The sequence below is a fragment of the Arthrobacter sp. efr-133-R2A-63 genome (assembly GCF_030209795.1).
In the GTDB taxonomy this organism is placed as follows: Bacteria; Actinomycetota; Actinomycetes; order Actinomycetales; family Micrococcaceae; genus Arthrobacter; species Arthrobacter bambusae_A.
This window is the reverse complement of the sequence record NZ_JARVRG010000017.1, coordinates 115,246-127,778: the sequence shown is the minus strand read 5'-3', so window position 1 is coordinate 127,778 and position 12,533 is coordinate 115,246. Positions and strand designations below refer to the sequence as shown.

Below are 12,533 nucleotides of genomic sequence, written 5' to 3'. Positions count from 1 at the left end.
GTATTCGTAGATATGTTCGGATAGCTCCCGCGTGTTGGATGCAAGCGCAGCATGCACGGGGCAGTACTTCAGGAGCCGGGTCTTGATCAGTTTTCTCCGCGGAACCGTGGCACACGTCAGTCTCTCCACGGCCGTCATCGATCTCAACGGCGCCGGAATGAGCGTCTACGCCACGCCCCAAACCCTCAGCCACCTGCATGTCGGCGAGGAAGCGAAGCTGTTCACTTCGTTGATCGTCCGGGAGGACTCCCTGACGCTCTTTGGTTTCTCGAACGACGACGAACGGGAAGTTTTCGATGTCCTACTCAGTGTGAGCGGTGTGGGACCGCGGCTGGCCCTCGCAGTCCTCGCCGTCCATGAGCCCGAGGCGATCCGCGTCGCCGCCCACTCCGGTGACGCCAAGTCATTCACCAAGGTGCCGGGCATCGGTCCGAAGGTGGCCGGCCGGATCGTCCTCGAGCTTGCGGGCAAGCTCGTACCCCACGGCACCGCTCCGGGGGCTGCCCCCGCCGTCGCTGCGGAGTCCGTGTGGAAGCCCCAGGTGGTAGCTGCCATGACGAGCCTCGGCTGGTCGGAAAAGGACGCCGCCGGGAGCATCGACAAGGCTATGGCCGATTCCCCGGAACTCGCCGACGCCGGCAACGTCGCCCAGATCCTGCGAGCAACACTTCGCTGGCTTGGGCAGGACGGCGCCCGAGCCGGAAACCGGGTAGGCAGCCGTGGCTGAGCAATCCCTCGTTACCGGGGGAGAGGAACCCGAAGAGCGCATCATCGAGGCAGCACTGCGCCCGAAGAACCTCCACGACTTCGTGGGCCAGCACCGCGTCCGCAAGCAACTCTCGCTCGTCCTGGAAGCCTCGAGGATGCGCGGCCGCAGCGCGGACCACGTCCTGCTGTCGGGCCCTCCGGGGCTCGGGAAGACCACGCTCTCCATGATTATCGCCGCCGAGATGAACGCTCCCTTGCGTATCAGCAGCGGGCCGGCCATCCAGCATGCCGGAGACCTCGCGGCCATCCTCTCTTCGCTTTCGGAGGGTGAAGTCCTCTTCCTCGATGAAATCCACCGGATGTCCCGGCCCGCAGAGGAAATGCTCTACATGGCCATGGAGGACTTCCGTGTGGACATCGTGGTGGGCAAGGGCGCCGGCGCCACTGCCATCCCGCTTGAGTTGCCGCCCTTCACCCTCGTCGGGGCCACCACGAGGGCCGGATTGCTGCCTGGACCGCTGCGTGACCGCTTTGGTTTCACGGGGCATCTGGAGTTCTATTCCGTGGCGGAGCTCGAACTGGTGCTGCGCCGCTCGGCCGGACTGCTAGATCTCAAGGTCAATTCCGCCGGCTTCAGCGAGATCGCGGGCCGTTCCCGCGGAACTCCGCGCATCGCCAACCGGCTGCTGCGCCGCGTCCGGGACTGGGCTTTGGTTCACGGCATCGAACAGATCGATGCGCGTGCAGCCTCCGCGGCGTTGGACATGTACGAGGTGGACCAGCGTGGATTGGACCGCTTGGACCGTGCCGTGCTGGAAGCGCTGATCCTCAAGTTCAACGGTGGTCCGGTGGGGCTCTCCACCCTTGCAATCGCCGTCGGGGAAGAGCCGGAGACTGTGGAAACGGTCGCTGAGCCGTACCTGGTGCGCGAAGGCCTATTGGGCCGGACGCCGCGCGGCCGGATCGCCATGGCGTCAGCATGGACGCACCTTGGATATGCGGTGCCGGCAGGAGTGTTCGGGCAGGATCCCCTCGCCCTGTTCGAGGACAGCGAAAACGGCGCTGAAAGCATCGACACCGGCCGATAGCACGATCCATTCAGCTTAACCCTCTAGACTGGTATGACACTCGGCACGTTCGAGTCCTTGGTTCTGTGCCCGCCCGTCGGAGCATTGTGCGGCCACGCGGGCGAAAGCTCCACGGCCGCCGGATCCACCGGGCAGACATGGCCGTGAAACCAAAAACGTAAGTAAAGAACGGAACTTCCCTGTGGATCCAATGACAATCCTGCTGTTTGCCATGCTCGGCGTCTTCATCTTCATGATGTTCCGCCGCAACAAGAAGACGCAGCAACAGCAGGCCAAGCTGCAATCCCAGTTCGCCCCCGGCGTTGAGGTCATGACCAGTTTCGGCCTGTTCGGCCGAATTGTCGCGATGGACGACGCTGAGAACAAGGTTGTCCTTGAGCTGTCACCGGGCAACCTCGCCACGGTGCACCGCCAGGCCGTTACCAAGATCGTTGAGCCTGTCGAGGAAACCCCGGTTGACGTCCCGGACGACGCGTCGTCGCTGACGGCCGCTGATGCCGAGGCGTCGGCATCCTCGGAAACCCCGGAGGAAACCCTCAGGCGCCTCAACGACGAGGGCAAGAAGGACAGCTAGCCCGTACCCGCTCTACAAGCGGGAATAGCTCTACGGCAATGAATCGCCGCCGGCCTGCGCTCACAAGTGCACGTCGGCGGCTGTTCCGTCATCAACAGGAAGATCGAACATGGCACGAACCGGCCACAAAAATGCAGCCCGCAGGGTGCTGATCTGGCTTGTCGCAATATTCGCTGTACTGACAGCAGTCCTCGGGGGCGGCGTCATCACCGGTCACGCAAGCTGGGCTCCCAAGCTTGCGCTTGACCTTGAGGGCGGCACGCAAATGATCCTCGCGCCCAAGGTCGAAGGATCCACCGGCATCAACGAAGAACAGTTGAACCAAGCCGTTGCGATTATCCGACAGCGCGTTGACAGCTCCGGCGTTGCCGAAGCGGAAATCACCACGCAGTCCGGCCGTAACGTCGTGGTGAGCCTTCCCGGGACGCCAAGTTCGGAAACCCGTGCCTTGATCCAGGCATCTGCCGACATGAACTTCCGACCGGTGATCACCACCGGCGATCCTGCTCCCGTTCCGGTGGCATCGCGGACGCCTGATGCCAGCCTGCCCAAGCCAACGGCTGCGCCAACCAACGCCAGCGACAGCAACTGGGTCACGGCGGACGTCTACAAAGCCTTCGAAGCCTTGGACTGCGCCAATCCTGCGCAGGACAAGCAGCCGCGGTCGGATCCGGCCAAGCCTCTGGTGACCTGCGAGCCGGCAACGGCCACGACTCCCGCCGTCAAGTACATCCTTGGCCCGGTTGAAGTGAAGGGCCAGGACATCGTGTCGTCCTCCTTCGACCCCGTCCAGGGCGCACAGGGCTCGGTGACCAATGCATGGGGCGTGACGATCACGTTCGACGCCAACGCCACCAAGACCTTCAAGGACGTGACGCAGCGGCTCAACCAGTTCTACGTGGCATCGCAGGCCCAGGGCGGCAACGACCCCAAGGCCCAGTTCGCCATCGTCCTGGATGACCAGGTCATTTCCGCACCGCGTGCCCTCGCCGTGATCACCGATGGCAAGCCGCAGATTACAGGCAACTTCACGCAGGCGTCCGCGCAGGCATTGTCGGACCAGCTTCGCTACGGCGCGTTGCCCATCAGCTTCGATATCCAGTCCGAAGAGCAGATTTCCGCAACCCTCGGTGGCGAGCAGTTGCGCCTTGGCCTGTTGGCCGGTGTGATCGGGCTCCTGCTTGTGGTGGTCTATTCGCTGTTCCAGTACCGGGCCCTGGGCTTCGTCACGATCCTCTCCCTCGTGGTGGCCGGTGGACTCACCTACCTCGCGATCGCGATCCTTGGGTGGACTGAGAACTACCGGCTGTCCTTGGCCGGTGTGGCAGGTCTCATCGTGGCTATCGGCCAAACAGCGGACTCCTTCATCGTGTACTTCGAACGCATCCGTGACGAACTTCGTGAGGGCAAGGGCCTCGTGTCCGCCGTCGCGAACGGTTGGAGGCGCGCCAAGAGGACGGTCCTTGCCTCCAAGGCCGTCAACCTGCTCGCTGCCTTGGTGTTGTATTTCGTCGCTGTTGGAAACGTCCGCGGCTTCGCCTTCACCCTTGGCCTCACCGCGTTGGCAGACCTCCTGGTCGTGTTCATGTTCACGCACCCGACGCTCCAGGTGCTGGCCAAGACGAAGTTCTTCGGCGAAGGACACCGCTTCTCAGGCCTCGACCCCGAGCGACTGGGCGCCGTGCCGCTCTACCTCGGTGCCGGCAGGCTCCGCACGCCGACCGAGAAGCCCGCCGTCGTCCGCGCCCGCAACACCGGTGCTGCCGCTGAAGCCGAGCGCCGCATGACTATCGCCGAACGTCGGCTTGCCGAAAAGCAAGCCCAGCTGGCTGGTTCTTCCAACGGCACCAAGGAGGAGAAGTAATGACCACGAGCTTCGCAAAGTTCGGCAACGAGCTCTACACGGGCAAGCGCTCTTACAACTTCGTCTCCAGCAAGAAGATCTGGTTCATCATCGCCACAGTGGCAGTGGCGATCTCCATCCTCCTGCCGGTGGTCAAGGGCGGCTACAACCTCGGAATCGACTTCCGGGGCGGTTCCGAGTTCACGGTATCCAACGTGAAGACCACGGATTCAGCCCCGGGTGAGAAGGCCGTCCACGACGTCGTTCCCGGTGCGGTTCCGCGCGTCGCCAACGTCGCAGGCAACACCATGCGTATCCAGACGGACAAACTCAGCGATGACCAGACCGTCAAGCTCAAAACGGACCTCGCAAAGGTCTACGGCGTCACCGAAAGCCAGGTGACCTCGACGTTCATCGGCCCGACCTGGGGGCAGGACGTGACCAAGCAGGCCCTCATTGGCCTCGCGGTGTTCGTAGGCCTGGCTGCTCTCTTGATGGCTTTGTACTTCCGCACCTGGAAGATGTCTGTCTCTGCCCTCGCCGGCATGCTGGTGACGATGTTCACCACGGCCGGTGTCTACTCCTTGAGCGATTTCGAAGTGACCCCGTCAGCCATCATCGGCTTCCTGACGGTGCTCAGTTACTCCTTGTATGACACCGTGGTTGTTTTCGACAAGATCCGTGAAAACACCTCGGACATCACCACCTCCAGCCGTCGCACTTTTGCCGAAGAGGTCAACCTCGCCGTCAACCAGACGTTGGTGCGCTCCATCAACACCATGATGGTGGCAGTATTGCCGGTCGCCGCGATTCTCTTCATCGGTGCCGGGCTGCTCGGCGCCGGCACGCTCCGCGACCTGTCCCTCGCGTTGTTCGTCGGCATCCTGATCGGTACCGCGGCGACGATCTTCATCGCGGCTCCGCTCTACGCCTGGCTGCGCCAGAGCGAACCCGAGCTGCAGAAGCAGGCCAAGAAGGTCGCTACCCGACGAGCGGCAGCCGCCAGCTCGAACCCGGAAGCCGCGGCCGTTTAGCCTCGTTTTCCCCTCGAAGCGCCGGTCACCGCTGAAAAGCGGTGACCGGCCTTTTTCGTTCCCGGTTCCGTCATCTGGGTACCGGTTCTTGGAGAGGTCTACCGCGGGAATAGACTGGGAGAATTAAGTCAGTCGTGAGAGGTGCTTTTGTGGAGGAACGTACGACGTCGGCGCCGCCGGCGGGCGGAGAGGACGGCCTGAGCCGCGTGCCCGGCACCGCAACTGCAGCTACGGGCAGCACCGTCGATGGTGTGCCCGTGGACAGCCCGGGCGTGCGCCCGACGTTCCCCGGACGGCGCGAGCGGACGCGTTCCAGGCTGGCGAAATTGACCGGACGGGGCGCGAGCACCTATTCGCCCATCCTCGAACCGCTGCTGCGGACGGTCAGGGCCAACAACCCCAAGGAAGACCTCGATCTGATCCAACGTGCCTTCACGGTGGCCGAACGCAGCCACCAGGGGCAGAAGCGGAAGAGCGGCGATCCGTACATCACGCACCCCGTGGCGGTGGCCACGATCCTCGCGGAACTGGGGCTCACCGGAACAACCCTGGCCGCCGCGCTGTTGCACGACACTGTGGAGGACACTCCCTACACCCTCGCTGACCTGACCCGTGATTTCGGCCCGGAAGTCGCGATGCTCGTGGACGGTGTCACCAAGCTCGACAAAGTCCAGTTCGGTGAGGCCGCGCAGTCCGAGACTGTCCGCAAGATGGTTGTGGCCATGGCCAAGGACATCCGCGTGCTCATGATCAAGCTTGCGGACCGCCTGCACAATGCCCGCACCTGGCGTTTTGTTTCCGCAGAGTCGTCTGCACGCAAAGCACGCGAAACCCTGGAGATCTTTGCGCCGCTGGCCCACCGCCTCGGCATGAACACCATCAAATGGGAACTTGAGGATCTGTCTTTCGCCGCCTTGTACCCGAAGGTGTACGAGGAGATCGTCCGGATGGTGGGGGACCGTACTCCGGAACGCGAGAAGAGCCTGAGCGTCATCCGCAACCAGATTGCCGAAGACCTGCGGGTCGCACGCATCAAGGCCACGATCACGGGCCGCCCCAAGCATTACTACTCGATCTACCAAAAGATGATCGTCCGGGACAAGGACTTCGACGACATCAACGACCTCATGGGCGTGCGCGTCCTGGTGGATTCCGTCCGTGACTGTTATGCGGCTCTTGGCACCTTGCATTCGCGGTGGAACCCCCTGCCGGGGCGGTTCAAGGATTACATCGCCATGCCGAAGTTCAACATGTACCAGTCCCTGCACACCACGGTCATCGGCCCTGGTGGCAAGCCCGTCGAGATCCAGATCCGCACGCACGAAATGCACCGCCGCGCGGAGTATGGCGTCGCAGCGCACTGGAAGTACAAGGACCAGCCCAACCGGACCGCCGTCGGCCCGGGGAGCCCGAAGGACGGCGACATGGGCTGGTTGCGTTCCTTGGTCGACTGGCAGCAGGAAACGTCGGATCCGGGCGAGTTCCTGGATTCGCTCCGTTTCGAGATCAACGCCCGCGAGGTGTTCGTCTTCACCCCGAAGGGCGAAGTCATGGCGTTGCCGGCTGGATCGACGCCTGTGGACTTCGCTTATGCGGTCCACACCGAGGTGGGGCACCGGACCATAGGTGCGCGCGTCAACGGCAAGCTGGTACCGCTGAACAGCGAACTCAATCATGGCGACTGGGTGGAGATCTTCACCTCCAAGGCCGAAGGCGCAGGACCGAGCCAGGACTGGCAGCATTTCGTCAAGAGCGCCCGGGCCCGCAACAAGATCCGCCAGTGGTTCAGCAAGGAACGCCGCGAAGAGGCCATCGAGCGCGGCAAGGACCAGCTGACCCGGGCGATGCGCAAGCAGAACCTGCCCTTGCAGCGACTCATGACGCATGACGCCCTGTCCACGGTGGCAGAGGAGTTCCACTACGTCGACATTTCCGGCCTGTACGCCGGTGTGGGCGACGGCCATACTTCGGCGCAGTCCGTCATGGAAAAGCTCATGGAGCACCTCGGAGGCCATGAGACGCCCGATGAGGACCTCGACGAAGTCAGTATTCCCTCGCAACTCCAGAAGACCCGGTACTCGGACTCCGGCGTCATAGTCAGGGGCGTCGGGGATGTCTGGGTGAAGCTGGCCCGCTGCTGCACGCCCGTACCGCCCGATCCGATCCTCGGGTTCGTGACCCGGGGCTCGGGAGTGTCGGTACACCGCACGGACTGCACGAATGTCTCGGATCTCCGTGACCAGCCCGATCGCATCGTCGAGGTCGAGTGGGCACCGACCCAATCCAGCGTCTTCCTCGTTGAGATCCAGGTGGAAGCACTGGACCGGAAGTCGTTGCTCTCGGACGTCACCCGCGTGCTGTCCGAAAACCACGTCAACATCCTCGCAGCCTCGGTGCACACGTCCAGCGACCGGGTTGCCATCTCCCGCTTCGCTTTCGAAATGGGCGACCCGAAGTACCTGCACCATGTACTCAGCGCTGTGCGCCGGATCGACGGCGTCTTCGACGTCTACAGGACCACGGGGAACCGCAGGAGAAGCTGAATCGAAGCATCTCACGCGGCCTCCTTGGGTTGGAATGCTCCGGCCGGCGGCGGGTCAGCGCTCAGAGCCAGCGCGGCGAGCTTGCGCAAGGCAGCCTTTTTGTGAGGCACCCTCGCGGACGCCTCCACCGCGAGGGTGACGAGGCGCAGCCGGACGCCCAGTTCCTCTTGGGACAGCAGCATTCTCAGTGCGGGCAGGGCCCGGTCCGCTTCGACGTGAAGCGCCACATCGACGGCCGTCCGGAGCGGACTGGTCACGAGCAGGCCGCCGATGCTGACCACGTCCAGTTGGCCCAAGCGGACTTCATGCAGGATGCAGCCACGGGCCGAACGCACGCTCGATATACGGTGTTTGGCATCCACCAGGAGCGAAAGTTTTTCGGGAGCATCCGCGCAACCGTAGATCCAGGCTGCCGTCATGCGGCCTGCAATGACCTTCCTGCGAATACGGTCCGGAACCACCAGGGCGGCCGCGCGGGCGCGAAGCCTCGGCGTGACGACCAGGCCGGGAGGCGTGAAGCTCTTCTCGTAGAGCGGGGTCAGCACACCGTCCGCGGCCATCGATTGCAGCTCGGCCCACGTGAACAGGGGGCTAGGGGCGTACAGTTCCTGGGCAGGGACGACCTGGTGCTGCGAGGGCGGTATTCTCGGGGCCATCCAGCAATCATTGCGTGGCCGCAGCAACGGGAACAGGCCCCGTCCCGGCTATGTGGATAACCGGGACGGAGCCTGTTGGATCAAGCTGTACTACTAGGCGAGGTCGCTCGCTGAACGCTGGATCTGGTCCAGCCAAGCCTCGCGGGCCTCAAGGGCCTCACGGGCGTTCTTGATGCGGCGCTGGTCTCCGGCCTTTTCAGCCTTTTCCAAGTCTTCCTTGAGGCCGGCGATGGCTGCCTCGAGTTGTGACAGGGCGCTGTTGGTGCGGGCTTTTGTCTCCGGATTGCTCCGGCGCCACTTGTCCTCTTCGGCGTCGCGGACGGCGTCCTCGACCTTGCGCAGGCCGGCTTCGATCCTGCCCATGTCGGCGCGGGGGACCTTTCCGGCTTCTTCCCAGCGGTCACGGATGGACTGCAAGGCCTTCTTGGCAGCGTTGAGGTCCGTGATCGGCAGCAGGGCCTGGGCCTCGACGATGAGCTCTTCCTTGACGGAAAGGTTGGCAGTGTATTGCTGGTCGATCTCGTCGTTGGCCGCCTGGCGGTTGCTGAAGAAGACGTCCTGGGCTGCGCGGAAACGGAGCCAGAGGGCGTCATCGTCTTTGCGGCTTGCACGGGGAGTTGCCTTCCACTGATCCATGAGGCGGCGGTATTCGCCGGCCGCGAAACCCCAGTCCGTGGAGCTGGAGAGTGCTTCTGCCTCGACGATCAGCTGTTCCTTGGCGACCTTCGCGGCCGAGTTGGTGCTGTCCAACTGAGAGAAGTAGGCGCGGCGGTGGCGGTCGAAGACGGTACGCGCCGAGCGGAACCGCTTCCACAGGGCGTCCTCGTTGCTTCGGCCAAGCCGGATGCCGTTCTTCTGGGCCGTCTTCCAGCTCTCGAAGAGTTCGTTCATGCGGGCGCTCGACGTCTTCCACTGCACCTGGGACGGATCCTGGGACGCGATGGATTCGGCCTCGGCAACGATCGCCTCGCGTGCCGCGAGTTCCGCGGAGCGGGCGGCGTCGTGCGCGGCCTTCTCTGACTTCTCCAACTCGGAAATCTGTCCGGCCAGGGCATCGAGACGGGCTTCCGCGGTGCGAATGTCGCCCACCATGTTCCGCTCGGCAAGCTGCTCGCGCAGGTGCTCGACCGTCTTCTGCATGTCGGTTGCGGGGGCCTTGGACTCCACGCGGTGTTCCATCAAAACGATCTGCGCCACGACGTCGTCGTACTTCCGGGCGAAGTATCCCAGCGCCTCGTCGGTGCTCACTCCCGGGTACTGTCCCACCGGCTGCTCTTCGCCGTCGATGGTCAGGAAGACGTGGCCATCACCCTCGGCTCGCCCCCACTTTGCGGCTTCCGCGAGGGACACAGCCGTAGGCTGGGCCGCCGGCGCGGCCGGAATCACGCTGGGCGAGGCTTTCGGGCGGGCAGCAAATGCCGCCGGAGAAGGCGCATGCGAGGGGGCAGGACGCGGTGCCGGAGAAGCAGGCTTCGGCGCGGACTCGGCCGCGTCGTCTGCCGGGGCAGCTGATTCGACGCCGGTTTGCCCGGCCGCCGGCGCCTGAGTCTCTTCTTCGTTGGCCACTACTGCAGTTTCGTCGGATTTCTGACTGTCTGTCACCGCTAAAAGTCTTTCGCTTGGAGGGATTACTAAGGTAATGCGCCGTGGACCGTGGCCCGGGCTGGTTACTTCAGAGAAAACGAGTCTATCGTGACAGGTGCCACAGGGGCGCCGTCGGTGGCGCTGCTGCCCGGATTAATACCTGCCTGGGCAATCTTCGTCACGACATCCATGCCGCTCGTCACCTTGCCCACCACCGTGTACCCGCCGGCGGAATCCGGGGGAATGACCGTGTCCTTGTACACGATGAAGAACTGGTGCCCGTTGCCGTAGGCGTTATTGCCCGTCCTGGCGACGGCGATGGTTCCGGCCGGGTAGGTGTTGTTGGCGGGGGTGTTCTCCAGCGGTCCCCAGTGGAAGTTGGGGTCATCGGTGGTGTCCGCGCCCTTGGCTCCGCACTGCAGCACCGCGAAGTTGTCAGCGGTGGTTAGTCGAGGGCACTTGAGCCCGCTGTAGTAGCTCGCATCAGTCAGGGATTTGAACACGGCCGCGGCCTGGGGAGCCGTCGTACCATCCAGTTCGACGCCGACGGCGCCTCCGTTGAGGCTGAGCTGGCCGACGAAAGTCTTCCCTGCAGCGGTGTCCGGTTTGGGAATCCCGGCACTATTGGAGCCTGTCGCGGCGGCGGAAGCGGAAGGGCTCGCAGAGGCTGGGGCCGACGGCGAACTGAGTCCGGCCTGCGCCGCGGCGAACTCCGACTCGCTCGGGTTCGAGTTGAACACCGTGAGTTGGAGCACGACGGCGGCAATCAAGGCGGCGGCACCCACGCCGACGGCGATCACGTTGTCCCTGCGGCGGCGCTTGCCCTGTGCACGCCGTAGCTCGCGCTTGGCTTCCATCTGTCTGATGCGCCGTTTGGCTTCACGGTTGTCCCGCGGCCTTGTAGACAAAGGTCCTCCTGGTTGTCTGGACAAGCTTCCATCGCAAGCAAGCCAGACCGTGGTGCCCGCATTAGATGTGCAGGCGCCGAAAGCATAAACTGGCTGCCGCACATAGTTTATGCATGACTGGCTGGACGCCCGCCCAAGCTAAGCCGAATCGGCCGCGGTTCGTGGCGGCGGTCCGGCCCGCGCAATCGTTGAGGAGAAAATTCCACCATGGCTCGTACCGCCTCCCTGTCCGGATTCCCCGAGTGGCTTCCCCAGGAGCGGTTGGTGGAACTGCATGTGCTGGACACGCTGCGCAAGACGTTCGAACTCCATGGCTTCTCTTCCATCGAGACCCGCGCTGTGGAAACAGTGGGCCAGCTCCTCCGCAAGGGCGAGATCGACAAAGAGGTGTACGGACTCAGTCGCCTGCAGGAAGACGAAGACGCCGCCGGCGAGGGCGGAAAGTCCGACAAGGCAGATCCCCATGCCTTGGCCCTCCACTTCGACCTCACGGTGCCGTTTGCCCGCTACGTCGTCGAGAACGCCGGCTACCTTGCCTTCCCGTTCCGCCGCTACCAGATCCAGAAGGTATGGCGGGGAGAACGTCCCCAGGAAGGCCGCGCCCGCGAGTTCACGCAGGCGGACATCGATGTGGTGGGCGACGGCGAGTTGCCGTTCCGCTACGACGTCGAGATTGCCCTCGTGATTGCGGAAGCGCTGGGCGCCCTCCCCATCCCGGACTTCCGTTTGCGCATCAACAACCGCAAGCTGGCGGAGGGCTTCTACCGCGGCATCGGCCTCATGGACACTGCCGGTGTCCTTCGCAGCATCGACAAGCTTGAGAAGATCGGCGAAGCGAAAGTTGCCGAATTGCTCAGGAACGAGCTCGGCGCCACGGATGAGCAGGCGGCACTCGCGCTGAAGCTTGCAGGCATCCGCACCGAGGACACGTCCTTCGTGGGCCAGGTCCGGGCGCTTGGCGTCTCGGACGAGCTTCTTGAAGAGGGCCTGAGTGAGCTGGAACAAGTCATCGAGGCCGCCGTGCAGCGTGCCCCCGGGAAGGTTGTTGCCGACCTCAGCATCGCCCGGGGCCTCGACTACTACACCGGCACCGTCGTCGAGACCGTCCTGGTGGGTCACGAGCAGCTCGGTTCCATTTGCTCCGGAGGCCGCTACGACGCCCTTGCCAGCAAGGGCAACCGCAAGTTTCCCGGCGTCGGCCTCTCGATCGGGGTGACCCGCCTCGTCTCCCGCATCCTCAGCCAGGACTTCGCGACGGCGTCGCGCTCGGTGCCCACGGCCGTGCTCGTGGCCTTGAACAACGACGACAGCTGGTCTGCCGCCCAGGACGTCGCGGCGCAGCTGCGCGGACGGGGGATCGCAACCGAAGTTGCGGCGAAGGCAGAGAAGTTCGGCAAGCAGATCAAATTCGCCGATCGACGCGGCATTCCCTTCGTCTGGTTCACCGACGACGACGGCAAGCACCAAGTGAAGGACATCCGCACCGGTGAGCAAGTCGACGCCGATCCGGCCAGCTGGGAGCCGTCGCCCGAGGATCTCCACGTCCGCATCACCACGCGCTAGGCACGCACCGGCGCCCCAAGGGCGTCAACCCG

Annotated in this window: 10 protein-coding genes; 7 read left to right on the top strand and 3 right to left on the bottom strand. The window is 64.0% G+C overall.

Features of this window, described 5'->3' with window-relative positions:
* Positions 1-82: 82 nt before the first annotated feature.
* The 6 genes from ruvA to QRN45_RS08655 all read left to right on the top strand — a co-directional run bounded on the left by ruvA (position 83) and on the right by QRN45_RS08655 (position 7,790).
* Complete coding sequence (gene ruvA, locus QRN45_RS08680) at positions 83-727, top strand: Holliday junction branch migration protein RuvA (RefSeq protein WP_284754937.1); 645 nt, start codon at positions 83-85, stop codon at positions 725-727.
* Complete coding sequence (gene ruvB, locus QRN45_RS08675; RefSeq protein ID WP_078108971.1) at positions 720-1,796, top strand: Holliday junction branch migration DNA helicase RuvB; 1,077 nt, start codon at positions 720-722, stop codon at positions 1,794-1,796. Before ruvA ends, ruvB begins: the two co-directional genes overlap by 8 nt.
* 190 nt (positions 1,797-1,986) lie before the next feature.
* A complete protein-coding gene (yajC, locus tag QRN45_RS08670) occupies positions 1,987-2,370 on the top strand; it encodes a preprotein translocase subunit YajC (protein WP_241709993.1) in 384 nt (127 codons plus the stop codon).
* Positions 2,371-2,479: 109 nt separating this feature from the next.
* Positions 2,480-4,234: a protein translocase subunit SecD gene (secD, locus tag QRN45_RS08665; RefSeq protein WP_241709982.1), complete on the top strand. Its 1,755-nt coding sequence runs from the start codon at positions 2,480-2,482 to the stop codon at positions 4,232-4,234.
* Complete coding sequence (secF, locus tag QRN45_RS08660) at positions 4,234-5,247, top strand: protein translocase subunit SecF (protein WP_284762976.1); 1,014 nt, start codon at positions 4,234-4,236, stop codon at positions 5,245-5,247. Before secD ends, secF begins: the two co-directional genes overlap by 1 nt.
* Positions 5,248-5,396: 149 nt before the next feature.
* Positions 5,397-7,790, top strand: a complete 2,394-nt coding sequence (locus tag QRN45_RS08655) for a RelA/SpoT family protein (protein WP_078108975.1) — start codon at positions 5,397-5,399, stop codon at positions 7,788-7,790.
* 11 nt (positions 7,791-7,801) lie between these two features.
* Here the strand turns inward: QRN45_RS08655 and QRN45_RS08650 are convergent, their stop codons facing one another.
* The 3 genes from QRN45_RS08650 to QRN45_RS08640 form a co-directional block, all read right to left on the bottom strand.
* Positions 7,802-8,446, bottom strand: coding sequence for a type IV toxin-antitoxin system AbiEi family antitoxin (locus tag QRN45_RS08650; protein WP_241709980.1), 645 nt, complete (start codon positions 8,444-8,446; stop codon positions 7,802-7,804).
* 93 nt (positions 8,447-8,539) lie between these two features.
* Entirely contained in the window at positions 8,540-10,048 is a 1,509-nt protein-coding gene (locus tag QRN45_RS08645; protein WP_241709979.1) for a DUF349 domain-containing protein, read from the bottom strand.
* A 65-nt stretch (positions 10,049-10,113) separates the two neighbouring features.
* A complete protein-coding gene (locus QRN45_RS08640; RefSeq protein ID WP_502870703.1) occupies positions 10,114-10,887 on the bottom strand; it encodes a peptidylprolyl isomerase in 774 nt (257 codons plus the stop codon).
* 258 nt (positions 10,888-11,145) lie between these two features.
* Between QRN45_RS08640 and hisS the strand changes: the two genes are divergently transcribed.
* A complete protein-coding gene (gene hisS / locus QRN45_RS08635; protein WP_264636429.1) occupies positions 11,146-12,501 on the top strand; it encodes a histidine--tRNA ligase in 1,356 nt (451 codons plus the stop codon).
* Positions 12,502-12,533 lie beyond the last annotated feature (32 nt).